This is a genomic window from Ruminiclostridium papyrosolvens C7 (genome assembly GCF_000421965.1).
Classification (GTDB): Bacteria; Bacillota; Clostridia; order Acetivibrionales; family DSM-1351; genus Ruminiclostridium; species Ruminiclostridium papyrosolvens_A.
In genome coordinates this window covers 156,956-182,244 of the sequence record NZ_ATAY01000006.1, presented here as the reverse complement: position 1 = coordinate 182,244, position 25,289 = coordinate 156,956, and the positions used below count along the sequence as shown (strand labels likewise).

The window sequence follows — 25,289 nt, the reverse complement described above, 5'->3', positions numbered from 1 at the left end:
ATGGGCGAAATGTGTGGCTTATAGCCGAAAAGGCTACGCAAGATTATGTGGAAGTGGAGCAGTTGTACATACAATAACTAAAGAGAGACTAACCCGATTTGGATTAGTCCCAATGTTGGATTACTACACCGAAAGGTGTGTTACCTTGTCAAGTTGATTGAACCGCCGTGTACCGAACGGTACGCACGGTGGTGTGAGAGGTCGGGGAATTTTATTAAATTTCCCTCCTACTCGATTTTTGCAGAATATTTAACTGACTTAGTTAATATATTTCTTATAGCAGGGACAAACCTTTTATAGAAAGGGGCAGTACTATGAATATAGGAAAAGTGGTTAAAAAACTTTTCATTAATATAATTCTTGGTGTAATTTTATTAATAATTATTAATTTTATAGGTTCATATTTTGATTTCAGAATAGCACTAAATGTGTACTCTGCTTTAATAGTTGGAGTTCTGGGAGTACCCGGGTTAATACTTCTTGTTTTTTTACAGTTTATGGTATAGACCATTAAAATACAAAATTTTTGATATTGTTATAATCAATAATTTTTAGTAAGATAATGGACTATATTGTATGTATTATGTAAATCTAAATAATGAATAATAATTGTAATATACAAGTAAACTGTTTACTGTTTTTATGCGAATTTCTAAGGGATTCTATGCAAAATGTTGTATACAAAGAACAAAACAAAGGCTGTACAACCTTTACAAATGGGCAAAAAAATGATAGAATATGTCGTTGAATAGTGTTTTTAGTTATTAAGGAGGTAAGTTAAAATGTCAAGACATAAACAATCGATGGATGGCAATACAGCTGCCGCACACGTATCCTATGCGTTTACAGATGTTGCTGCTATTTACCCAATCACACCTTCAAGCCCAATGGCCGATTCTGTTGACCAATGGTCTGCTGCTGGTAGGGAAAATATTTTTGGTAGTCAGGTTAAAGTTGTTGAACTTCAGTCTGAGGCAGGGGCTGCGGGAACTGTACACGGCTCTTTAGCTGCAGGTGCTCTTACAACAACATTCACAGCTTCACAAGGTCTTCTTTTGATGATTCCTAACATGTACAAAATCGCAGGCGAATTACTTCCTAGTGTATTCCACGTTTCTGCACGTACAGTTTCTACACATGCATTGAACATCTTTGGTGATCATAGTGACGTATATGCTTGCCGTCAAACAGGTTTTGCAATGTTAGCTGAATCAAATCCACAGGAAGTAATGGATTTAAGTGCAGTTGCACATCTTGCAACAATTGAAGGAAAAGTTCCTTTTATAAACTTCTTTGATGGTTTCCGTACATCCCACGAAGTTCAGAAAATTGAAACATGGGATTATGCAGACTTAAAAGAAATGTGTGATATGGATTCAATAAAGGCTTTCCGTGAGCACGCATTAAACCCTGAAAAGCCATCAATGCGTGGTTCACATGAAAATGGAGATATATTCTTCCAGCACCGTGAAGCATGTAACACTACATATGATAAATTACCGGCTGTTGTTGAAAAATATATGGCTAAGGTTAACGCAAAACTCGGTACAAATTATGATTTATTTAACTATTACGGAGCACCAGACGCTGACCGTGTTATAGTAGCTATGGGTTCATTCTGTGATGTAGCTGAAGAAGTAGTAGACTACTTAACTGCTGCAGGTGAGAAAGTTGGTCTTATCAAGGTTCGTTTATATCGTCCTTGGGTTTCCAGCAGTTTGTTAAAGGTTATTCCAAAGACAGTAAAGAAAATAGCTGTTCTTGACCGTACAAAAGAACCGGGAGCATTGGGTGAACCATTATATCTCGATGTTGCTACAACTCTCCGTGAAGCAGGACTTAATGATATAGTTGTAACTAATGGCCGTTATGGTTTGGGTTCAAAGGATACTCCTCCATCTTCAGTATTTGCAGTATTTACTGAAATGAAAAAGGATGCTCCTAAGGCTCGCTTTACATTAGGTATTGTTGATGATGTTACACATTTAAGCTTACCTGAAATCAAGCCAGCTCCTATAACTGCAGCTGCAGGTACTGTTGAATGTAAGTTCTGGGGTCTTGGTGGAGATGGAACTGTTGGTGCTAACAAGAATTCAACTAAGATTATCGGTGACCACACTGATAAATATATTCAGGCATATTTCCAATATGACTCAAAGAAAACAGGTGGTGTAACTATTTCTCACCTTAGATTCGGTAATAAACCAATAAAGAGTCCATATTACATAAATCAGGCTGACTTTGTTGCATGTCACAACCCATCATACGTTGTTAAGGGATTCAAGATGGTTCAGGATGTTAAGCCGGGCGGAATCTTCATGATCAACTGTCAATGGTCTGATGAAGAGTTAGATACTAAATTGAACGCTGCTGCAAAGAAGTATATTGCAGATAATAATATTCAGTTATATACAATTAATGCTATAGATAAGGCAATAGAAATTGGTATGGGCAAACGTACCAATACTATCCTTCAATCAGCATTCTTCAAGCTGGCAAATGTAATGCCAATTGACGAAGCTATTAAATTCATGAAAGAAGCTGCTAAGAAATCTTACGGTAAGAAGGGTGACGCTATTGTAGAAATGAACTACAAAGCTATTGATGCAGGTGTAAGTGCACTTCATAAAGTTGAAGTTCCTGCTCCATGGTCAAATCCTGAAGCTGATCCTGCAGCATTTGAACTCACAGGCCGTCCTGAGTTAGTTGATATGGTTAAGAATCTGCTTAACCCAATTGCATTAATGGATGGTGATAGCCTTCCAGTATCTGCATTTGCTGATATTGCTGATGGACAGTTCGAACAGGGTGCTTCTGCGTATGAAAAACGTGGTACTGCTGTATTAGTTCCTGAATGGGATGCAAGCCTATGCTTACAATGTAACAGTTGTGCATTTGTATGCTCACATGCAACTATTCGTCCATTCATGTTGAGTGAAGATGAAATAAAGGCAGCACCTGCTAATATTAAATTAGCTGATACTAAGCCAAAAGCTAGTGAATACAAGTTTACTATGAGCGTATCTCCTTTAGATTGTATGGGTTGTGGTGAGTGTATCACAGTATGTCCTGTTAAGGAAAAGGCTATCAAGATGGTACCTCAGGAATCACAAGCTGAAGAACAGCCAGTATTTGATTACTTGGTTGCAAACGTTGGCAAGAAACCAGGAATGCCTGCAGATACTACTGTTAAGGGTTCACAGTTCAATCAACCTCTTCTCGAATTCTCAGGAAGCTGTGCGGGATGTGCTGAAACATCATATGCTCGTTTGGTAACTCAGTTGTTCGGTGAACAAATGTACATTTCAAATGCTACAGGATGTTCTTCAATATGGGGAGGTCCTGCTGCTACAAGCCCATATACAGTAAATAAGGATTCAAAAATGGGTCCGGCTTGGGCAAACTCATTGTTCGAAGATAATGCTGAGCATGGTTACGGTATGCAACTTGGACAAAAAGTTATCCGTGATCAGGCAATAGCTATGATAGAAAAACTTGCTTCATCTGATAAAGCTTCTGATGAATTGAAGGCTACAATTGCTAAATTCATTGAAACAAAGGATATGACAAGAGAAAATGCACCTGCTACTAAGGCATTGATAGTAGAACTTGAAAAAGCTGCTGCTGCAGGATGTGATATTTCAAAGGAAATACTTGAAAAGAAACAGTACCTCGCTAAGAAATCTATATGGATTCTCGGTGGTGACGGATGGGCATATGATATCGGATTCGGTGGACTTGACCATGTACTTGCTTCAGGAGAAAATGTAAACGTTATGGTATTCGATACAGAAATGTATTCAAATACAGGCGGACAGTTATCAAAGGCTTCAAACATCGGTGAAGTTTGCCAGTTTGCTGCAGCTGGTAAGGACATAGGCAAGAAGAGTCTTGCTGAAATCGCTATGAGCTATGGTTACGTTTATGTAGCACAGATTGCTCTTGGTGCTAATCCGAATCAGACAATCAAAGTTATTGCTGAAGCAGAAGCTTATAACGGACCATCCTTGATTATCGGTTATGCTCCTTGTGAACTCCACGGAGTTAAGGGCGGAATGAACCACTGTCAGGATGAAATGAAGAAGGCTGTTGCTTCCGGTTACTGGAATCTCTTCTCATTCAACCCTGCTCTCAAGGCAGAAGGAAAGAATCCGTTTACTTTGACATCCAAGCCAGGTGACGGAACATATCAAGAGTTCCTTAATAACGAAACACGTTATACTCGCTTACAGCGTGCATTCCCTGATCGTGCAGATAAGCTCTTCCAAGAATCAGAGATAGCTGCTAAGGAACGTTATGAACATTTATTAAAGTTGGTAGAACTTTATAAATAATATATTTTAGAAGTTTAAAACCCGTCGGATAATGAGTCCGGCGGGTTTTTTTCATCTTTTTAGGACTCTTGGTTGTATGAATACTATGGAATAAGATAACACTTTTACAATGGGATGAAAGGGTTATATGAAATACTTTTATAGAATATCTGTTGCAGTCTTTGTACTTATAACAACAATAATTAAACTCATATTAGTTTTTAAATCTCCTGAGAAACTATCTGTTCACAGTGATGATATAAATTATTATATAAGTGCAGTTTACTTTTTAAAGAAAGGGGTTCTCACATACAGAACTTTTAATGAAGCTACGGTTTTTATAATGCCTTTGTACCCTCTTTTTCTTAGTGGGGTATTAAAGATATTCGGAATAGGTTTTTGGGGACTCCAGGCTATCAGAATAATTCAAACAGGGCTTTCTGCATTGAGTATTCTGTTTGTGTACTTAACAGCCAAAAAACTATTTAATAAAAAAGCAGGATTGATATCAGCCGGGATATTTTCCTTTTACCCTCCCAATCTGATAACACCGGGATATATTCTTACAGAGTGTCTTTTTACTTTTTTGTTGCTGGTTTTAATATATTTTTCTTTTAAATTTGCTGATAATCTTAGCATTTCAAAGGTTGTAATTCTAAGTTTAATATGGATAATTGCAGTTTTTTGCAGGCCAACAGTGTTATTCTACCCGTGCTTTTATCTGCTTTATATTTTTATTAATAAATATTATAGGCTATCCCAATGTATAAAGTTTGGTATTACTATGGCACTAATATTTATTTTATCGGCTCTTCCGTGGTGGGTAAGGAACTATAATGAATATCAGACGTTTATTCCTCTAACTGCGTCAAGTGGTAATCCACTTTTACAAGGCACATATATTAACTATTTACAAACTCCTGACAATACAACAAATTATGAGGTTGGAAAAACAGCTCTGGAGACAGATAATATTGAACGCAATGTAGCATACAAAAGAATCAGGGAAGGATTTAGAAATCATTTCTTAAAGTACTTATGCTGGTACACAGCTGGAAAGACGTTTTATTTCTGGGCACTTCCTTTTTATTGGACTGATGTAATGGGTATCAGTTATTGGTTAGCAGTTATTTACCACATCTTTATTGTAATTACCGCTAGCTATGCCGTTTTTAAGGGCGTAAAAGAGAGGCTGTTTATGAAAAGCAGTCTTATTGTCTTTATTGCATTATACTTTAATTTTGTACACTGTGTATATATGTCCTTTGACCGGTATGCATACCCAATTATAGGAGTCATTTGTATTTATTGCGGAGCTGCATTTGTAAGTTGTAAAAAGATAAAAAATAAGTTTTAATTCTACAAATCCTATACTTTTCATATAATCTAGTATCACATTTTGCTTAATAGTCATTTTATGCTGCAAAGATATTGTTATTAAATAAAATGTACACGCTGTTAAAGTTTGCATTACGGGCAAAAAACAGCTCTTGGAGGGCAATATGAATGAATTTGAAAAGGAACTGCAATTAAATTACAGCTTAAAAATTAAGAATTTAAATAACTTCAGAGATATGTTTCTGGCTGACACGGATACGGGTAGGAAACTTGTAAAAATATCATCGGTTAAACAGGAAAGAATTAATTTTATAGGGGAAGTAAAAGAATATTTGTTTAATAACGGTTTTATACATATTGATAGAAATATTCCTACTGCTAAAGGCGATTTTAGTATGCAGTTTAACGACCAGACAGTTTACATAACTGACTATATAGAAGGAAGGGAGTGCAATCTTGACAACAGAGAGGAAACAATAGGATGCGCAGGGTTGCTTGCTAAAATGCACCGGGCTTCCTATGGATTTGTGTGCTCAGAAAACTGCTATGGCAGGAGTGAGTTGGGGAGGATGCCGGGGAGCTACAGAAAACGTTTGGATGAAATTAAGAAGCTTAAAAAGAATGCCCAAAAGGGCAGGATGAAATTTGATAATCTGGTAACAAAGAATATAGATTATTTTTATGAGGTGGGTGAAAAGGCGTTAACCCTGCTTCTTACCTCTGATTATTACGAGCTTGTGGAAGAAGCTCAACAAAGCAGAACCATTTCTCACCATGATTTTAATCATCATAATATCTACTTACAGAATGATGAGATGTTTTTGATAAACTTTGAATACTGCTGCTATGATTTAAAGGTATATGACCTTGTAAACCTGCTAAGAAGAAAAATGAGAAAATGTAACTGGGATATCAAAGAAGCAGCTATTATACTAAATGAATACAGTCGGTATGAAACATTAAGCGACAGTGATATGAATCTCATGAAAATCATGTTAATGTTTCCGCAAAAGTTCTGGAGAGTAATTAATAAGTATTATAACAGCAGGAAAAGCTGGTCGGAACAAAGTTATCTGCTTAGAATACAGGAAGTTATCGATGAGGCACAGTGCCACAGAATATTTCTGGAAAGATTTAATGCATTGTAAAAATTCCAACTGGTAAATAAAAAATAGCCGACCATCAGGCCGGCTATAACTATAATTTTAAGATGAAAATTAATAACTATTTTTGTGCAGCCATAAAATCTTTTGCAAATTCTATAGCCTTTTCCTTTGAGAGAGGTTCTTCAGTAATATGTGTGTAAAATTGATAATTAATGCCGTTTACTTGCCAGATAAGATTCCAGAACTTCTCCAGAGATGGTTTTGAAGTCATATCATAAGAAGTCAAGTTATGAATATCAGATTTTAAGGGATACAATGGTGCTGTACTCTTTACCCACATACCTTTAATATCTCCTATAGTTACATGTTCTACTGTAGTATTTTTATCAAAGTGATATTTTATATTTTTAGCCAGAGCAGTTGCGATGACTACGTCTGTATTAACTTTAACATAGGCACCTAATGTATTTCTTAAAGGAGTGTATTCTGATAATTTGCACAAAGCATCATCGTTTTCAACAGATTTTAACATAAGTTGATAGATTTTAGTGTCTAAGTCATATGGTACATTTTTAAAGCTAACAGCTAACGTTTTGTAACCAAAAGTTGCATCACCAACTTGTTTTGGATAACTAATTTTATAACCAACTTTTTTTGATATTTCAGTATCATCTAAATTGGTATTTCCCCCTATATTATAACGTAAATAAGCTTCATTTGCAGGCTTTTGAACAATTTCACCGGTATCATCATCCTGCACAAATATCATCTTTACATTATCTAAAGCGTTTAATGCTGCAGCACGTATTGTTGATGAAGAACTGATTAGTATTGCACCTACACACAGCAAAGAACACATAGAAATCGCTACAGTTTTTTGATATTCAAATAATTAAACCTCAACGTTCTAATTTTGCTACCATTTCTATTTAGGAGTTTTGTCTCTAATTCTGTAAAACTCTTTTCAACATCAATATTGGCACCGACGTATAATGTCATCTATCTGCAAGTGCTCATCTCCTTTCATTTTTGTGTTTTGTGTTAACACATAATATAAGAGGCTGGATAAATAGAATAAGTTCATGGTTTTGAATAAAAAAATGAAAAAATTAGACCGGCTCCTTAAAGGGCCGGTCTAGAACGTGTATATTAAGATTTATTTAGAATAGTCCTGTAATAACACCTGTCTTATCTATGTCAATTCTCTCGGCTGCCGGTACTTTAGGTAATCCAGGCATAGTCATTATATCTCCGGTAAGTACTACTATAAATCCGGCTCCTGCGGAAATACGAACCTCTTTTACTGTAACATCAAAAGCCTGAGGTCTTCCAAGAAGTAGGGGATTATCAGACAATGAATATTGAGTCTTTGCCATACAGATTGGAAGTCTGTCCAGACCCATTTCTTGTATTTTAGCAATAGATTTTTCTGCAGAAGCATTATAAATAACATTCCTGCCACCGTAAATCTTTGAAACTATTTGCTGCACCTTTTCCTTTATAGGGAGCTTTTCATCATAAATAGGTGCAAAATGTGAAATCGTAGAATCAGTAAGAGCCACTAGTTTTTCTGCCAACTCTATTCCGCCTTCTCCGCCTTTTAGAAATACATCTGAAAATGCAACCTCAACACCCATAGAACTGCACTTTTCCTGAACCAGCTTGATTTCAGCCTCGGTATCGGTATCAAAATGATTAATTGCAACCATAACAGGTACACCAAACATTTTAAGATTTTCTATGTGTTTTTCTGCATTTGCAAATCCTTTGGATAACGCTTCCACATTTTCTTCTTTAAGATCTTCTTTTTTTACACCACCGTTATATTTAAGTGCTCTTATTGTGGCAACAAGGACAACTGCATCAGGTTTAAAGCCTGCAAATCTGCATTTTATATCAAAAAATTTCTCTGCACCAAGGTCTGCACCGAAACCTGCTTCGGTAATAACGTAGTCCGCCAGTTTCAGTGCAAGTTTTGTAGCAGAAATACTATTACATCCATGAGCAATATTTGCAAAAGGCCCGCCGTGCATTAAAGCAGGGGTACCTTCAAGGGTCTGAACCAGATTAGGTTTTATTGCATCTTTTAATAAAAGGGTCATTGCACCGTCAACCTTCAGGTCGTGTGCCGTAACAGGTTTACCTTCGTATGTGTAGCCGATAATTATATGTCCCAGTCTGTTTTTTAAGTCTGTAATATCAAGAGCGAGGCAGAGTATTGCCATTATTTCCGAGGCAACAGTGATGTTAAAACCATCTTCTCTAGGAACTCCGTTGATTCTTCCACCAAGCCCTACAATTACATTTCTAAGCGCTCTGTCATTCATATCCATGCAACGCTTCCAGACAATTTGACGGGGATCTATACTAAGAGTATTTCCCTGCTGAAGATGGTTGTCTATTGCAGCTGAAAGAAGATTATTTGCAGCAGTTATTGCATGCATGTCACCAGTAAAGTGAAGGTTAATGTCTTCCATAGGAACAACCTGAGCATAGCCACCTCCGGCAGCGCCTCCCTTTATACCCATTACAGGGCCTAAAGAAGGTTCTCTTAAAGCTATAACCGCATTTTTACCTATCTTTGCCATAGCTTGTCCAAGACCTACAGTAGTAGTAGTTTTTCCTTCTCCTGCGGGAGTAGGGTTTATTGCAGTAACAAGAACAAGTTTACCGTCATTTTTATCCTTTACCTTATCCCACAGCTTATCTGACAACTTGGCTTTGTATTTACCATAGAACTCAAGATCTTCGGTATCAATACCAAGATTTTTTGCTATATCTGCAATATGCTGCATCTTACATCCCTGAGCAATTTGTATATCAGTTTGCAATGTAATTTCCCCTTCCAAATACATTTATTATTTAACAAAACACACTATTTCCATATATATAACAGGATTAGAATAATTAACTTAAATACGAAAATATTATATAACTTAAATAGACTTCACACAATAGTTCACAAAACAAGGTTCAAAAATCATAGTATATAATATAAAGACTATTTAAATGTATAATGGCTGAATTACTAAATTTATTATAATTTTAATAATTATTTATATATTTGGCATACTATATATAACTTGAAGGGAAAGAATAATTATGAAGGAGATTGAAATAGGAAGCTTGGTTTATAGAAAATCTTACGAGAAAGATGTTCTTTTCAGGGTAGACGACATCAAAGAATGTGATGGCAGAAAAATAATTATTCTTAAAGGTGTAGAGGTTCGGTTAATTGCTGATGCAGAAGAGGATGACCTTGATATTTTAGATGAAAATAATGAAGAACAAAACAATGAAGAACAAGGTGAGTAAGAAACTGATAACGATTTTCAAGGCACCCCCTGGAGCAGGCGCATGTACAAAAAATGCTTGACATAAGGGCAATACGCTTGTATAATATATTATTTTTGACAAGCGTCCGAATTTATGCTATAATAAATTAAACTGATGATGAGGTGATACCATGATAGACAAAGGAGAGCTTTTTCAGATAAAGAGAGATATCGAAGGCTGTATTGGTGAAAAGGTACAGCTCAGAGCAAATAAAGGACGTAAAAAATCTTTCATACGTGAAGGCGTCTTAGAAAATACTTATCCAAGTATTTTCGTAGTTAAGTTTGAGAACGAGTATGATAATACCAGAAGAGTTTCATATAGCTATACAGATATATTGACAAAAGCTGTTGAATTAGTTGTATGTAAGGATGACAAAAAAATTCAGGTATGTTAATCTTGTTTAAGATTTTTATTAATCCTTAGGATTTATGTTATAAGCTTTCTGAGAAACTTAATAATATAACAAAACAAAAAGGGGACACAAATATTTGTGTCTCTTTTTTGTTTTGTAGGTTATTGTAGACGAATAAAATATAATTAAAAGTATTTTTGAGGAATAATACCATTACATGGAAAATATATATTACATAGTACATAGTTGTTTGTTTTTATATTTTAGATTGTGATATGCAATATTTAAGGATAAGGGGAGGTTGGAAAAATGTCTCTGGAGTTGTTAAAACAGGCATTTAAAGTAAATAATTTATTAGGCGAGGATACAATAGATAATGTTATTGAAAATGATATAATTGTTCCGGATGTTAAACCGGATATTGCCAAGATACTTCTTCTGGATGGGGATGTATTTGTTACCGGGTGTGACACAGGCACTGACAGAGCTGTGGTTTCAGGCTGCCTGCTTGTTAAGATTCTGTATATTTCGGCAGACGAAAATAGAAGTGTTAAAAGTATTACAACGAATATCCCATTTTCTTATACTATGGATATACCTGGAGTAAGAGGCGGTGTTAAAAGCAGAGCAAAGGGCACAATTGAGCATATAGATTACACCCTCCTTAATGAAAGAAAAGTAAATATAAAAGCTATCTTATCAATAAATTGCAGGGCATTTGATGAAATTGATAGGGAAATAGCCTCAGGTATAACAGGTATAGACGATATTCAGATATTGAAAGATGATATAGATATAAATACATATCTGGGCAGTAATAAAGTAAATTTTATCATAAAGGAAGATATGGAACTTCCTTCTACAAAGCCTACCATTGCCGAAATTCTTAGAAATGACTTAAAGATTTCAGGCAAAGATTTTAAAATATCTGACGGTAATGTAGTAGTAAAAGGAGATATAAATATTGCTACCTTGTACATATCGGATGATGAAAACAGGAGTATGCAATATATGGAGAATGAGCTGTCATTTACACAGTTTATTGAGCTGGAAGGGGTCAGGGATGATACTGATGTAAATGTGGATTTTGATTTGATTGACTACAAAGTTGAACCTTTTGAGGATAGTGACGGAGAAAAGAGGAATCTTAGGGCTGAAGCGACAATGAATATTTATGTAACCGGCTTGTACAAAAACTCATTTGAGGTGCTGGCAGATGCCTATAGTCCAAAAACAAGAATTATTCTTGAAAAGCAGCAGTTCTCTATAGACGAGACTGTTTCAGACAACAGAAGTCAGCTTATAGTCAAGGATACATTAAATTTTGAGGATTTTAATCCGGATGTTCGCGAAATATTTAATGTACTGAGCAGGTGCAACGTTTCTGATACGCAGATAGAGGATGAAAAACTAACTGTAGAAGGGTCAGTGTTAAATAATGTGATTTACCTGTCCAATGATGAGGAACAGCCTGTATTCTGCTACAGTAAGGAGATTCCTTTTAAACACGTCGTTGAGATTAAGGGTTTGAAAAGTGACATGAAGGTAGATACAAGTGTTGAAATGGAGCATTGCAATTATAGTATGCTTTCAACAGACCAAGTTGAGGTTCGCTGTGCAATAGGTGTTAATGCCAGAGTTGAAACCACTAAGGTTATCCCTGTTATAAACAAGGCAACGGAAGGCGTTATTGATGAGAAAAAAATTCTTTCTATGCCCAGTGTAATAATATATATTGTGCAACCCGGTGATAGTTTGTGGAAAATTGCTAAGAAATACTCGACAACTGTGGATAATCTTCTTATGGTTAATAACTTAAATGAAAAGGATGTATTAATGCCGGGACAGCAGCTGCTTATTCTAAAAAGGGCAATATAATATAATATAATTATATCCATAAATATAAAAAGGTTTTTGAGATTAACCTCAAAAACCTTTTTTTTACACTGTTATAATAAATGTATTTATTTTTAATAATTTCATACACAAAAATTGCCGAAGGCCTGTTATGATTGAATTTATTGATATAAGTATGTATTTTGTATATAATGTACTTAAATAAAAAGCAAAGGATATGTATAATGATCACATTAAATGCACATGCAAAGATAAATTTATCTCTGGATGTACTCAATAAGAGGGACGACGGTTATCATAACCTAAAAATGATTATGCAAACCCTACAATTGCATGATATCATAACTATTCAGGAAATAAAATCGGGTATTGAGATAGAATGTGATGCGCCGTATGTACCGAATAACAATTCAAACATTGCCTATAAAGCCGCTGAGAAGCTGATTGAAAAATATGGACTTGATACAGGTGTGCGAATAAAAATAGAGAAAATGATTCCTGTGGCTGCCGGACTGGCAGGAGGAAGTTCTGATGCTGCAGCAGTTTTAAAGGGGATGAATATACTTTTTGGGCTTGGACTGGATCAACAGGGGCTTATGGATATAGGAAAGACAATAGGTGCAGATGTTCCGTACTGTATAGTTGGAGGAACCGCTCTGGCTGAAGGAATTGGAGAGATAATCACACCGTTGCCGGAAATGGAAGCTATCCCTGTTATACTGATAAAACCAAGGTTTGGAGTTTCCACGGCATCCGTATTCAAAAGTCTCCAATTGGATAAAATTGCTGACAGGCCTAAAACGGATATGCTTATAGATGCGCTCAAGTATAAAGATATAGATTTTATAGGCAAAAACTTGTGTAATGTTCTTGAAAGTGTGACTGTGGAGAGATACCCTCTGATTGATAAAATCAAGAAGGATTTGATGTCCAAAGGGTCAATCGGAAGCATTATGAGCGGAAGCGGTCCTACTGTTTTCGGCTTATTTGAAGATGATGATATAGCTAAAAAGGCTTACAGTAAAATAAATAAAAACAGAGCTGACTGTATTTTGACATATATTACGAATGATTAAAGGGAGGATCATGAATAATGGCTAGTAAATTATCGAAAATTAATTTGAATGATTATAAACCATTGAGAGAAGTTATTTTTAATTCATTAAGAGAGGCTATTATAATAGGTGAGTTGCGCCCGGGAGAGAGACTGATGGAGGTTCAGCTGGCAGAAAAAATGGGTGTCAGCAGAACACCTGTCAGAGAAGCCATAAGAAAGCTTGAACTTGAAGGGCTAGTGGATATGATTCCAAGGAAGGGTGCCCATGTTGCGGAGCTTTCTATCAAGGATATAATGGATGTTCTTGAGGTAAGAGCATCTCTGGATGGGTTGGCTACTTCTCTTGCGGCAGAGAGAATTACAGACGACGAGTTGAAGGAATTGAAGCATATAAACGGTCAATTTGCTTCCTACATTGAAAAAGAAAATCTCAACGGTTCCATAAAAAAAGATGTAGAGTTCCATGACATTATTTATAAAGCATCCCGAAACGATAAGCTGATTTCAATATTAAACAATTTAAGAGAGCAGGTTCAGAGGTTCAGGGTTATATATCTTAAGGAGTATAACAATTCCAAGAACCTTATAAAAGAACATAATGACATATATGAGGCTGTCAGTTCCAGATCAATGGAAAATGCAAGAAATATAGCTAAAACTCATATAATTAATCAGGAATCCACAATTCTTTCTTCTTTGAAGATGCAAAAAGGTAATAGTTAATTATTAGTTAATGAGGTTAACAGACATTTTAATATTTTTTGTATATAATAAAGAGTAGGGTTGATTAATTTACAAAGAGGAAAAAAACATGTGGTTCAATGAATTTTTATCGAAATACAAATCAGGTATATCCCATGAGTTTCTGTTTTACTTCAATGTAAAGGACACCATGGACAATACAAGGAATTTTTTCAGATATATAGATGATGAATTTATTAAGCAGAGGAATTTTGGAATTGTAGCTTTTTACGATATTTCCAGAGGCCTAACTTTTTTGGCCCCTGAAATGGAAAGGGAATTTAACAAAATAACTGACAACGGGGCAACGAAATTATTTTTTTCAACACCCTCAAGAATTTTTCCGTTTATAGATATCGCGCTAAAAAGTACAAAGATGGCGTTGTTTATAGACCATGCCGAGAAAATAGTGCCTTCAGGTGATATCGGAAGTATGACTTTAGAAGAAAGAATGTCTCTGATATGGATGTCTGAATGGTCGGTTAATTCTAAGATTTCGTCGGTTGGAAGTACAATATTTATGCTGGCGGACAACCTTGTTGACATAAGTCGTGAATTTTTAAAATCCTCCTACAGGATAGAGCCCATTCTTGTGGAACTTCCCGGAGAAGAGGAAAGAAAAAGCTATATCGAATTTCTACTTAATGACAAATCTACTACATCTGAAATCTCCATCGACGAGTTTGCAAAGCTTTCATCGGGACTAAACAGGAAAAGTATAAAAGATATAAAGTTAAAGGCAGAAGCAGAGGGCGTTCCTATCAGTTTTGATTTTATTAAAGAGAAAAAACATGAGGTTTTAAAAAAAGAATACGGGGACGTTCTTGATTTTATATATCCAGAGATAGCTTTTGAAGATATCGGTGGAATGGAAGCTGCTAAAAGTTATCTTACAAAAAACATTATAGAGCCTGTCAGAAGAGGTGATTCCAGAAGAGTTCCAATGGGAATACTTTTGTGCGGCCCGTCCGGAACCGGAAAAACCTTGTTAGTGGAAGCATTGGCAAAATCAAGTGGGTTTAATTGTGTAAAGATTGATATGTCAAGGATTTTGGGCCAGTATGTCGGAGAGAGTGAAAAGAATTTTAAGAAGTGTCTGCTTGGGGCTAAATCACAGGAACCTGTTATAGTTTTTGTGGATGAAATTGATACTGCTTTCAGAAGAGGAGAGTCCGGCGACAGTGGAGTAAGCAGGAATATTTTCAGTGAATTTTTACAATTCACCAGTAATACAAATAATAGGGGAAGAATTATTTTTATTGCTGCAACAAACAGACCTGATCTTCTTGACGCTGCTTTAAAAAGAGCCGGAAGGTTTGATAAAAAGATACCTGTACTCCTGCCTGAAAAAGAGGAACGTGCTGAGATCTTCGAAATAATAATTAAAAAATACGGGTTTAATACCGACATTCAGGACTTTATTCCATATTCCGAACTGGCAGAAAGTTATACGGGAGCTGAAATAGATACAGTTGTCAGGAAAGCATATGAACTTGCTTGCAACAAGACAGAGGATCATCCTGCAATTACAGATGAGATTCTTAAAGAGGCTCTCAAAAAGTGCAGGCCAAGTACTCAGGAGATAGAATTTATGACAGAGCTTGCTATTGCTGAGTGTGATGATATTGATTTGCTGCCTGAAAAATATTGGGGCAGGTTTGATAAATCCTAAGTCAATAATATATGGTATTTTTAGAAATAATTATTTACATTACTGTGTTTTTATTATAAATTTAAAGTATCTTATGTATGGTTCATAAATTTTATTTATAATATTGTAAAAAATAGTGTTTATATACTTTTAAGGAGGAATAGGATAATGGGTTTATTTAGTAGACTGGGACAAATGTTTAGGGGATTTTTCGGCTTATTTGTTGGAAATCTGGAGGAAAGAAATCCTGATGCATTGTTCGAAGATATAAAGAACCAGATAGATAAGGCAAGGCGTGAGGCTGAGCAACAAATTATTGAAATTCAAACAAGTGCTGAAATGATCAAAATAGAGATGAAAACAGCTGAAAAAAATCTTAATGCCATAAAAGCAAGAGTTGAGTCTGCACAGAGGGTTGGAGATAAGGAACTTTTAGTTGAACTTCTGGTTCAGGAAGAAGAATATCAGACTGTATATGAGACCCATAAAGCAACTTATGATAACGCCATGGAACAGGTTCAAAAGATACGAGAGGACTACAAGATTTTTGAGTCTGAGATGAATGCGAAACTTAATGAGCTGAAAACTCTTAAATCACAGGCAAAAATGGCTAATCTGCGCGAAAATATTAACTCTGTTAATGCACAATATACTTCAAAGAATAGCAGGGTAGGAAGTGTTAATGACAGCCTTGACAGGGCACGTGATATAGTTAACAAAAAGACTGCTAGAGCCAATGCTGTAGAATCACTTAATCAGGATAATATTGATATGAAACTTAAAAAGCTGGATATGAATTCTGCAAGAGACAGGGCAAAAGCGAGAGCAGAGGCACTTCTCGGAGGAGATAACGGTGGTTTTGAGGTAAAAGAGAAAACGGACAACAAGATATCAAATTAATTCATGAATAAGGATAGTACAAAATGGATACACATATTAGAGAAGTAATTGAAGCAGATTTACCCAATATAACGGATATTTACAATTGGGCGGTTGAAAATACAACTGCCTCATTTGATATAAACCCGCAAACCATAGAGCAAAGAGCTGTATGGTTTTCCCATTATAAGGGGAATCGTTTTCCTTTAGTTGTCTATGTAGAAGATGGAGAGGTTGCAGGTTATGCTTGCCTTTCCCAATTCAGGGCAAAAGAAGGGTATAAAAACACGTGTGAGATGTCAGTGTACGTCCATCCTCATTATCAAAAAATGGGGATAGGCAAAAAGCTTATGGATTATGTAATAGAACTGGGGAGAGAAGCGGGTTACCATGTTATTATTTCGTGTATTACAACAGATAATAAAGTAAGTATTAAAATGCATGAGAAAACAGGGTTTAAGCTTTGCGGTGAAATGAAGGAGGTCGGGTACAAATTTGAAAGATACCTTGACTGCCTTTTTTATCAGCTTTTTCTATAGGATTGAATTTTTTATGTAAGCAGAGGGAATTATGAATTCTAATTTATTTGTAAGTGCACTTTTAAGATTCAGAAATTTTTCAACATTGATTATATGGACGGCTTTAATCAATTTGATAAGCAATAATAGCCAGGTTCAAAATATGATTACGTCACAGACTGCCGATTATTCTCTAGTTTTAACAGGAGCTTATGGGGCGGGAGTTGTGGTGTACCTTGCTATGGTTATACAAAGCATGTTCAGTAACAACTACAAGGAAGAAGTTAAAAGGAAGGAAAAGAAAAAGGAAATCAATGATCTGAATCGACAGTGCAACAGGCTTTCTTCGCAGGCAAGAAACCTGGGCAACCCAATTCAGAAACAAAAATTGAGAAAGATAATGCAGGATAAAAACGATATTTTTAATTCGCAAAAACGTGGTGACGAATACAGTTATCTTAAAGAAAAAATTGTTGAACAGAGTTTAAAGCTTGTTATTTCCTATACAAAGCTTATGACGAACTATTCAATAAGAAGTAAGGAAATATCTGAAATTAATATCAGTGATTTGATGAATAAAATCAATGCAAACCGAAGAAAGATAAGTTTTATGAAAGATGACAGAATGCTTGACGATATAAAGAACATCATTGAAATGGATGAAAAGGCTATTGAAAGAGTCAAGGAGGAGAGGAACGAATTAGAAAGAATACATGCAAGACTTGATTATATAGAGAGCATGTTGAATATGTTCAAACATCAGATAATATCAAGTATAGAATCTGAAGAAATGGTTGAAAAATTAGAGACAGCTGTGAACGAGGCAACGGCGCTGGACAGCGTGTTACAAGAAAGAAGAAGGAATCAGATAAGATTGTAATACAGACTGAGAGTGAGATAATTTGGACAACCGGCATTTGTAGCGTTTTATATGAAACCAAGGGGGATTTCAAATGTCAGCAAATATCACTATCTATTCTTCTCCGTACATTATCATAACACAACGGGATGATGGGTATTACATACAATCCTTAAAAAAAGGATTGAGTATAGATGAATTTCAAAAAATTCTAAATTCACATCCCGAAATCAAAGTAACAAACTTTGCAGTAATTAAAAATGCACTTGTATTGGCACCACAAGACCCCAAAAAATTTGCCAGTGCAAAAGAGAGAGTAAGTATAGAAGTATCCGGAGACGAATTAAGAGCTTACGTAACCGTTAATGTGGGACAACAAGAAATTTTAGGGACGGAAATAATCAAAGAGGTAGTTCTTGAATTAAATCGCAGAGGCATTGTTTATGGGATTAAAAAGGACGTGCTTTTAAATTTGATTGTCGGCAAAACGGTACTTATAGCTGAAGGAGAACTTCCTCATAACGGGAAGGATTCTCAAAACAGGTTATACCAAATAAAGGAAGCCAAACCTGAAATTAAAGAAGATGGCACTGCGGATCACTATGACCTTAACCTGATAAACATGGTGCAAGAAGGCGAATGGCTCGGCGAAAAAATTCATTCAACTTCGGGAAAAGAAGGGAAAACAGTATTTGGTAATCCCATAAAACCCATGCCCGGAAAAGACTATCCGATTTTTTTTGATCGCAAAACAGTTAGTGCCCTAGAAGAAGAGGGTAAGACAACTCTATACGCCATGAGAAAGGGCGCTGTTTATTTCGCAGGTGACAGTATAGGTGTATCCAATCATTTGGAAATAGGCGATAATGTAGGAGTTAAGACAGGAAACGTTGATTTTGACGGCTACCTAACCGTTAAGGGTACAATTGAGGACAACTATACAGTCACTACTACAAAGGATATAGAAGTACTTGGTGAATACGGTGTTGGTAGTTGTAAAGAAATAAACAGCAGCGAGGGAAGCATTTACATAAGAGGCGGTATCGCAGGTAAGGGTAAGACGGTTATAAAATGCAAAAAAAATCTGTACCTTAAATTTGTTGCTGATGCGGAAATAATCTGTGATGGAAGTGTACATGTAGGGTTTTACTGCCTGAACAGCAATATTATTGCTAAGGAAGTAATACTGGAATCATTAAAAGGCCAGATTATCGGAGGAAATATAACTGCAGATATTAGGGTACTTGCAGCTACATACGGTACTCCAAGTGAGAAAAGAACCAATATATGTGTAAAAGGATTTGACAGGATTGCACTTAAAGATTTACTTGATAATCTCACACAGGAAATAGAGCAGCTTAAAACCTCAATGAACCAGTATAAACAACAAATATCTATTTTTAACTTATCTGATGCAGGAAAATCAAGAAAAAATGAGTTTGAGAAGCTTAACGAAATTTATAACAATATTAGAGCGGAGCTGCAGGCAAAGGAGGAAGCCAGAAAGAATATTACAGGGTATCTGAAAGTCAAGGGAGAAGGAGAAATTACAATTCTTAAGAAGGCATTTCCGAACACCTTTTTTGAAATTAAGCGAATCCAGAAGGAAATTCAAAAACCGGTACTTAGAACAAGCTTTTACTATAGCGAAGGCACAATAAAAGAACTATAGATAGTAATCAATGCAGCAAAGTTTAATTGTTGGGGAGGGTAAGGTATATGAAATACCAGTCAATACTACAAAGGCTTGAAGATGAGAAGAAAGATGAAATATTATCAGCAAAACTATATAGATATACCGGGCTAATGCAAGCAATAGAATACTTTTCACAAAAACTTGTGTTTGATCAGATAATAGAGGCTGCTTTTGATTTTATAAACGAATTATTACTTGTAAACAACTCTATAGTATATGTTCTTGAAGATAACAGATACATTGCAAAGAAGGTTAAGGGCTTTAAGGACTATATAAGAGAAATAGAAAACACAAGTAAACTTGAAACTCTTGCTACTTTTTATGGAAATGTACTTTACGAAAAAGATAAAATAGTCAAGTTTTTTGACTTGGAAATGGTCTCTGACATGGGCATAAATGCCATAGTTCCGTTAATTATAGAAGGAAAGCTGTATGGATTTATAATGATTAACGGTAAAGATTTTGCTGATGATGACTATATAATATCAGAATCGCTGATGCGCCTTATAAATACCGCTCTTGAAAACTACAGCAGGTATGAGGATTTGGCTAAAGTAAATAAGGAGCTTGACGAAAAGATATTCAACCTTTTTGCAATAAACCAATCATCTAAGGTACTGTTAAGCGAATTACGAATTAATGTACTGTATGACTTATCTGTTGAATTATTCTCAGAATTAACAAGGAGTACTGTGACGGGCTTTGTTTTATATGATGAAAGAAATGGGAGATATACATTAAAGGGCTTTAAGGACGTATTTTACAAGATTAAGGATGCATTTGTGAGTTTTTGCCTTAATAAAAATTATAAAATTGACTCCAATAAGGTTATTATAGATTTAGAGAACCCCGATGACAGCAAGTATTTTTTCAATCTGTTTGAAGATTCAGAAGAGCAGGTAAAAAAGCTTGAAGCCAAGTATATTGTTATAATTATAAAAGAAAGCGAGATTCTTGGGTTTGTAACATTAAGTGATACTGTTACAGGGGACGAATATAGCAGCGGTATATTTGAACTTATAGAAAGCCTTGCATCATCAATGTATATTGCACTAAGCAATGCTAACTTATTTAAACAGGTAAATGAGCAGAAGCAAATTATCCAAAGAAAGCTGGATAAGCTAGTTTCTTTGAATAAATTAACAAAGAATATTAGCAGTTCGTTAAGAATAGATACCCTCATGGAGGTTGCAGCAAAGACACTTGAAATTTCTTTTAATATGCAAAAGGGACTGCTTTGTCTGTACGATAAAGAATCAAATGAGTTTAGTGTCTCCGAATCAATTGGTTTAGATGGTAATTTAGACAAAAGCATAATCCCAAATGATAAGTGGAGGCGTGTTTTTGAGGGTGATTGTGTTTATGAAATCGGGCAGGATAAAGTAGCCGAATATATAGGATCTGAGGCAGCTGAAAAGGTCGGAGAGGCTCAGGGAATACTAATCGTACCTATATATGTTGACATACTGGAAGTTGAGCTGTCAGGGGCCATTGTAATTTTTAAGTATGATGGTTTGCAGCTTGATAATGATGAAAATCTGATAACTCTTGAAACAATAGCAGGGCATATAGCACCGGTATTAAAGAATCTATCGGTTATTCAGATGCAGCAGAGGTTTATGCTTCCAAATTTTGTAGAGCTTTTCAAGAATGAGTTAAAGGACGAAGTAAAGGCTGCCATGGATTATAATATAAACTTGTCTGTTATACAGGTTGAGGATAAAAGAGATTTTATTTTCAAGGGTACAAGTATTATTGACAGCATAAAGGAGAACTTCAAAAAGGTATATCCTTTTTCATATAATAATGTGTTTATTATTGAGAATGAAGACGAAAATATTGAAGACCGGATAAGAAAATGTACGGGAATTTCTGATTTAAAGATAAGAAAAATGGTTCTGGGAAAGGATTTTAAGAATTTTGCAAGCTTCTTTGACCTTTTCAGATAAGGTGGTGCCGGTTGTGGAATTGCTTTTAGGGACGGATATTATAGAGGTTGACAGGGTAAAAAAAGCAATTGAGAACGGAGGCGTAAAGTTTTCGGAAAAAGTATTTACCCGTGATGAAATCGAATACTGTGAAAGTAAAAATGCTGCAAAATTTCAGAGCTATGCTGCCAGATTTGCAGCAAAAGAGGCTGTTTCTAAAGCTTTTGGAACGGGTATTGGTAAAAATGCAGCGTTTAATGAAATTGAAATTATTAAAGATTCTCTTGGAAAACCTAACGTAAGGCTCACTGGCAAGGCAAAAGCTTTTTATGATTCACTAGGGGCTGTAGGGATATCAATAAGTCTGTCACATTGCAGGGAATATGCTGTAGCGTATGTTACAATTTCGCTTATTAGCAACGGGAACAAAGACATTTAACGTAAATAATGACGTATGGAGGTTTGGTGTGCAACAGGTGTCGTTTATACATACTGCGGATATACATCTTGATACGCCTTTTTCATCACTGGGAGATAAGGAAAAAGCGGATATCAGGAGACGGGAATTGGAAAGCTGCCTTGAAAACATAATTGATAGGGCTAGAGTTCAAAATATAGATTTACTAATAATCAGTGGTGATTTTTTTGAGGAAAGCTGTGTACGTGGTTCTACAATAATCGGGGCAAGAAATCTTTTTTCAGAGCTTTACGGGACAGAGGTTGTAATTATCCCGGGGAATCATGACCCATTGAAAGAAAACTCTTATTACAACACACTAAGCTGGAGTGAAAATGTACATATTCTTACGGATTCAAAGCAGGTATTGTTCTTGAAAAAGTACAATACCTGTATTTATAACATGGGGGCATTTGGCCGGGTAGCAGAGGATTATTCAAGGATTAAGGAAAAAAGTATATCAGCAAACACATTTAATATATTGGTTTTTCATGGTACAGTTGATATGCCCTTTGAGGAAAGCAACTATAATGCCATAGAATCTAAGGATATTTTTAGTTTGGGTATGGATTATGTTGCGCTTGGACACATGCACAATTATATAAGGTATCAGAACAGGACAAGTATTATGATAAATCCGGGAAGTCCGGAACCGGTCGGGTTTGACGAAGAGGGAATACATGGCTTTGTTCAGGGAAAGATTATGTTTACCGATGATAATAACAAATTTGTTGAAGTAACTTTTGTACCGTGTTCCGGTAGGAATTACTACAATATAGAACTGGATGTTACCGGATGTAAGAGCAATGAAGAGATTATTCAAAAATTATCAATGGAGGATGACATACAGTTTTCTAATAAGGATTTATATAGTCTTACTCTAAAGGGATTTATTCCAAAAAATTTTACACCTGATATAAAGTGTCTAATGGAGTTTGTAAAAAATAAATGTTTCTATGTAAGGATAAAGATTGAAACTTCTATTCAATTCGATTATGAACAGTATCTTGAAGACCCCGGCATAAAGGGTGAGTTTGTCAGGATGCTTATGGATATGCAGGAAAATGAAGATTCACAAGATAGGAAAGAGATTTTGCACATGGCTATACAGTTGGGGTTGCAGGCTATGGAATACAACAGGGTGGACTGACAGGGGGATATTTAACCGGATATGAGAATCGATAGACTCCATGTAAGGGGATTTGGCAAGCTTCAGGATTTTAGTTGTGACTTTTCAGATGGTTTGAATGTTATTTATGGGCATAATGAGAGCGGTAAATCAACTCTTATGGCATATATCAAAGCTATGCTGTATGGAGTAAAGGGCGGGAGAGCCGGGAAAAACGGAATATTGCCAGACAGCAAGAGGTATATACCATGGAACAACAGCCAGTACGGCGGGTACATGAATATTAAACTGGAAAATGGTGAAATTTACCGCATTGACAGAGACTTTCTTGCTAACAAAATAAATTTGTATGATTCTTCTTTTAATGACATCTCAGATAATTTTATTGATATAAGAGATATAAATAGCATTGGTGAAAAGCTGGTAGGACTTAATGAGAACCTTTTTGAAAGAACTGTGTTTATTAAGCAAATGGGAACAAGGATTGATACTTCAACGTCAAAAGACCTTGTAGACAGAATCTCAAATATCCAGCAGAGCGGATTTGAGGATATATCGTACATAAAGGCACAAAATGCTCTTAAAGAGGCATTGAGGCGTCAAGTTGGAACAGATAGAAGTTATACAAGGCCTCTGGATATTATAAACCAACGTTTGGCTGAATTACAGGAGAAAAAGGTTAACCTGCTGAATGAAGAGAAAAGGCTTGAGGAATTAAGGGGAAAACAGCAGGATATATCTTTGAAAATTAATAAATTAAAGTTTAAGTACAGACTCCTAAGTCAGATAATTGATTATTGCAGACTTAAAGAAAAACTAAAAGTCTTATATGAAAAAAAGGAAGAAATACACTTTCTTGAAGAAGCTGTCCGTCAGGCCCAAGAAAACATTACTAAGCTTGAGGAGGATAAAAAGTCAGCAATACTTCATTTGAATAATAAGCAGATGGCCGGAAGTAAAAAGCTAAGAGGAACAGATGTATTATTGATGATATGTGTTACCGCTACGTTGGCAGTAGGTATAGCAGCATTAGTTTTTAACATTTTAAGTCCTTTATTTACTTTGATACCCTTTTTATCAGCCTTTATCCTTTTTGTTCTTAGGACAAGGAATATAAATAGGGAAGCGAAAGCGCTGCAAAAGGATAGAACAGATGAATTAAATAGTCAGCTTTCACAATTTGATGAAAGAATAGCTCAAAATAAGACTCAGTACCAAAAGCTTACAGAGAGAATTGAAGGTCTTAAGGTCAACAATGGAGCAGAGTCGCCTGAAAATGTTGAAAGTGAGATATCAAGGTTATACATCGAAATTATAAAGGATAAGGAAAAAATACAGGACAATCTTAAACAGCAAGAGAAAGAACTTTTCGAGGACATTTCAAAGGAGTCTTATGAAAATCTATTGGTAAAGTCCTTTGGTATTAATAAAAATGTTTTATCTGACCTCCAAAGGTGGGAAACTGAATATAATACGATTGCGCAAACTGTTAAAAATACCAGCATAGACAGCATATCTGACATTGATAATGAAATCAGCCGGTTGAGCCGCCAGAAGAAAAGTCTGGACTCTAAGGGAGAGGCTTTGAATATTGCAATAAATACATTGGAGGCTGCAGCTGAGCAGGTTAGAAAAAAATATGTACCTGTAATGAATAAAGTATTAAATAGCAGTTTTTCCGGCCTTACATCCCAAAAATATAACGATGTAAGAACAGGAGACAATCTCAAAATTATGGTGGACAACCCTGAGACAGAGACGTTGGTTCCGGTTTCAATGCTCAGTGATGGGACTATTGATCAGATATATCTTGCACTGAGGGTTGCTATTTCAGAGACAGTACTTAAAAATCATGAATGCATGCCCTTTATAATGGATGAGCCGTTTGCACAGTATGATGATGAAAGAACATTTAACGCACTTAAATATATAGGGAATATAAGCAAAAAACAACAGGTATTTATATTTACCTGTAAAAAAAGAGAAGTAGAACTTATCAGCAGTGAATTCCCTTGTAAAATCTGCTCATTGACATAGAGCCCATAAAAAAATATAGTATTTCTATAAGA

At 35.6% G+C, this 25,289-nt stretch carries 20 protein-coding genes; 18 read left to right on the top strand and 2 right to left on the bottom strand.

Annotated elements, in window-relative coordinates:
• The first annotated feature begins 314 nt into the window (after nt 1–314).
• The 4 genes from L323_RS22445 (at nt 315) to L323_RS22430 (ending at nt 6,799) form a co-directional block, all read left to right on the top strand.
• Entirely contained in the window at nt 315–506 is a 192-nt protein-coding gene (locus L323_RS22445) for a pro-sigmaK processing inhibitor BofA family protein (RefSeq protein ID WP_020813883.1), read from the top strand.
• A 276-nt stretch (nt 507–782) separates the two neighbouring features.
• Entirely contained in the window at nt 783–4,334 is a 3,552-nt protein-coding gene (nifJ, locus tag L323_RS22440; RefSeq protein WP_020813882.1) for a pyruvate:ferredoxin (flavodoxin) oxidoreductase, read from the top strand.
• Nucleotides 4,335–4,461: 127 nt separating this feature from the next.
• A complete protein-coding gene (locus tag L323_RS22435) occupies nt 4,462–5,670 on the top strand; it encodes a glycosyltransferase family 39 protein (RefSeq protein ID WP_020813881.1) in 1,209 nt (402 codons plus the stop codon).
• A 145-nt stretch (nt 5,671–5,815) separates the two neighbouring features.
• Nucleotides 5,816–6,799: a CotS family spore coat protein gene (locus tag L323_RS22430; RefSeq protein WP_020813880.1), complete on the top strand. Its 984-nt coding sequence runs from the start codon at nt 5,816–5,818 to the stop codon at nt 6,797–6,799.
• A gap of 76 nt (nt 6,800–6,875) precedes the next feature.
• Here the strand turns inward: L323_RS22430 and L323_RS22425 are convergent, their stop codons facing one another.
• Nucleotides 6,876–7,616 carry a hypothetical protein gene (locus tag L323_RS22425; protein ID WP_020813879.1) on the bottom strand — a complete coding sequence of 247 codons (741 nt, stop codon included), beginning with the start codon at nt 7,614–7,616 and terminating at the stop codon, nt 6,876–6,878.
• Nucleotides 7,617–7,917: 301 nt separating this feature from the next.
• Entirely contained in the window at nt 7,918–9,588 is a 1,671-nt protein-coding gene (locus L323_RS22420; RefSeq protein ID WP_020813878.1) for a formate--tetrahydrofolate ligase, read from the bottom strand.
• A 271-nt stretch (nt 9,589–9,859) separates the two neighbouring features.
• Between L323_RS22420 and L323_RS0120395 the strand changes: the two genes are divergently transcribed.
• The 14 genes from L323_RS0120395 (at nt 9,860) to L323_RS22355 (ending at nt 25,257) form a co-directional block, all read left to right on the top strand.
• Complete coding sequence (locus tag L323_RS0120395; RefSeq protein WP_031341696.1) at nt 9,860–10,072, top strand: sporulation peptidase YabG; 213 nt, start codon at nt 9,860–9,862, stop codon at nt 10,070–10,072.
• Nucleotides 10,073–10,223: 151 nt separating this feature from the next.
• Complete coding sequence (locus tag L323_RS22415) at nt 10,224–10,490, top strand: Veg family protein (protein ID WP_004619034.1); 267 nt, start codon at nt 10,224–10,226, stop codon at nt 10,488–10,490.
• Nucleotides 10,491–10,757: 267 nt separating this feature from the next.
• Nucleotides 10,758–12,326 carry a DUF3794 and LysM peptidoglycan-binding domain-containing protein gene (locus tag L323_RS22410; protein WP_020813877.1) on the top strand — a complete coding sequence of 523 codons (1,569 nt, stop codon included), beginning with the start codon at nt 10,758–10,760 and terminating at the stop codon, nt 12,324–12,326.
• Nucleotides 12,327–12,529: 203 nt separating this feature from the next.
• Nucleotides 12,530–13,381, top strand: coding sequence for a 4-(cytidine 5'-diphospho)-2-C-methyl-D-erythritol kinase (gene ispE / locus L323_RS22405; protein ID WP_020813876.1), 852 nt, complete (start codon nt 12,530–12,532; stop codon nt 13,379–13,381).
• Nucleotides 13,382–13,398: 17 nt separating this feature from the next.
• Nucleotides 13,399–14,085: a GntR family transcriptional regulator gene (locus tag L323_RS22400; protein ID WP_020813875.1), complete on the top strand. Its 687-nt coding sequence runs from the start codon at nt 13,399–13,401 to the stop codon at nt 14,083–14,085.
• Nucleotides 14,086–14,173: 88 nt separating this feature from the next.
• The gene (locus L323_RS22395; RefSeq protein WP_020813874.1) at nt 14,174–15,775 is read left to right on the top strand and encodes an ATP-binding protein; all 1,602 of its coding nucleotides are present in this window, start codon (nt 14,174–14,176) and stop codon (nt 15,773–15,775) included.
• A 147-nt stretch (nt 15,776–15,922) separates the two neighbouring features.
• The gene (locus L323_RS22390) at nt 15,923–16,654 is read left to right on the top strand and encodes a PspA/IM30 family protein (protein ID WP_020813873.1); all 732 of its coding nucleotides are present in this window, start codon (nt 15,923–15,925) and stop codon (nt 16,652–16,654) included.
• A 23-nt stretch (nt 16,655–16,677) separates the two neighbouring features.
• A complete protein-coding gene (locus tag L323_RS22385) occupies nt 16,678–17,172 on the top strand; it encodes a GNAT family N-acetyltransferase (protein ID WP_020813872.1) in 495 nt (164 codons plus the stop codon).
• A 31-nt stretch (nt 17,173–17,203) separates the two neighbouring features.
• Nucleotides 17,204–18,031: a hypothetical protein gene (locus tag L323_RS22380; RefSeq protein WP_020813871.1), complete on the top strand. Its 828-nt coding sequence runs from the start codon at nt 17,204–17,206 to the stop codon at nt 18,029–18,031.
• Nucleotides 18,032–18,104: 73 nt separating this feature from the next.
• Nucleotides 18,105–19,682: a DUF342 domain-containing protein gene (locus tag L323_RS22375; protein WP_020813870.1), complete on the top strand. Its 1,578-nt coding sequence runs from the start codon at nt 18,105–18,107 to the stop codon at nt 19,680–19,682.
• Nucleotides 19,683–19,729: 47 nt separating this feature from the next.
• Nucleotides 19,730–21,655, top strand: a complete 1,926-nt coding sequence (locus L323_RS22370) for a GAF domain-containing protein (protein WP_020813869.1) — start codon at nt 19,730–19,732, stop codon at nt 21,653–21,655.
• Between the two features lie 13 nt (nt 21,656–21,668).
• A complete protein-coding gene (gene acpS, locus L323_RS22365; RefSeq protein ID WP_020813868.1) occupies nt 21,669–22,073 on the top strand; it encodes a holo-ACP synthase in 405 nt (134 codons plus the stop codon).
• 28 nt (nt 22,074–22,101) lie between these two features.
• Entirely contained in the window at nt 22,102–23,241 is a 1,140-nt protein-coding gene (locus tag L323_RS22360; protein WP_020813867.1) for a metallophosphoesterase family protein, read from the top strand.
• Nucleotides 23,242–23,262: 21 nt separating this feature from the next.
• A complete protein-coding gene (locus L323_RS22355; protein ID WP_020813866.1) occupies nt 23,263–25,257 on the top strand; it encodes an ATP-binding protein in 1,995 nt (664 codons plus the stop codon).
• Nucleotides 25,258–25,289 lie beyond the last annotated feature (32 nt).

Bases quoted from the DNA above. Each gene is read 5' to 3' on its own strand.
- L323_RS22395 (WP_020813874.1), top strand. From the start codon at position 14,174: ATGTGGTTCAATGAATTTTTATCGAAATACAAATCAGGTATATCCCAT.
- L323_RS22445 (WP_020813883.1), top strand. From the start codon at position 315: ATGAATATAGGAAAAGTGGTTAAAAAACTTTTCATTAATATAATTCTT.
- L323_RS22380 (WP_020813871.1), top strand. From the start codon at position 17,204: ATGAATTCTAATTTATTTGTAAGTGCACTTTTAAGATTCAGAAATTTT.
- nifJ (WP_020813882.1), top strand. From the start codon at position 783: ATGTCAAGACATAAACAATCGATGGATGGCAATACAGCTGCCGCACAC.
- L323_RS22425 (WP_020813879.1), bottom strand. From the start codon at position 7,616: ATGTGTTCTTTGCTGTGTGTAGGTGCAATACTAATCAGTTCTTCATCA.
- L323_RS22375 (WP_020813870.1), top strand. From the start codon at position 18,105: ATGTCAGCAAATATCACTATCTATTCTTCTCCGTACATTATCATAACA.
- ispE (WP_020813876.1), top strand. From the start codon at position 12,530: ATGATCACATTAAATGCACATGCAAAGATAAATTTATCTCTGGATGTA.
- L323_RS22355 (WP_020813866.1), top strand. From the start codon at position 23,263: ATGAGAATCGATAGACTCCATGTAAGGGGATTTGGCAAGCTTCAGGAT.
- L323_RS22435 (WP_020813881.1), top strand. From the start codon at position 4,462: ATGAAATACTTTTATAGAATATCTGTTGCAGTCTTTGTACTTATAACA.
- L323_RS22410 (WP_020813877.1), top strand. From the start codon at position 10,758: ATGTCTCTGGAGTTGTTAAAACAGGCATTTAAAGTAAATAATTTATTA.
- L323_RS22430 (WP_020813880.1), top strand. From the start codon at position 5,816: ATGAATGAATTTGAAAAGGAACTGCAATTAAATTACAGCTTAAAAATT.
- L323_RS0120395 (WP_031341696.1), top strand. From the start codon at position 9,860: ATGAAGGAGATTGAAATAGGAAGCTTGGTTTATAGAAAATCTTACGAG.
- L323_RS22400 (WP_020813875.1), top strand. From the start codon at position 13,399: ATGGCTAGTAAATTATCGAAAATTAATTTGAATGATTATAAACCATTG.
- L323_RS22415 (WP_004619034.1), top strand. From the start codon at position 10,224: ATGATAGACAAAGGAGAGCTTTTTCAGATAAAGAGAGATATCGAAGGC.
- L323_RS22370 (WP_020813869.1), top strand. From the start codon at position 19,730: ATGAAATACCAGTCAATACTACAAAGGCTTGAAGATGAGAAGAAAGAT.
- L323_RS22390 (WP_020813873.1), top strand. From the start codon at position 15,923: ATGGGTTTATTTAGTAGACTGGGACAAATGTTTAGGGGATTTTTCGGC.
- L323_RS22385 (WP_020813872.1), top strand. From the start codon at position 16,678: ATGGATACACATATTAGAGAAGTAATTGAAGCAGATTTACCCAATATA.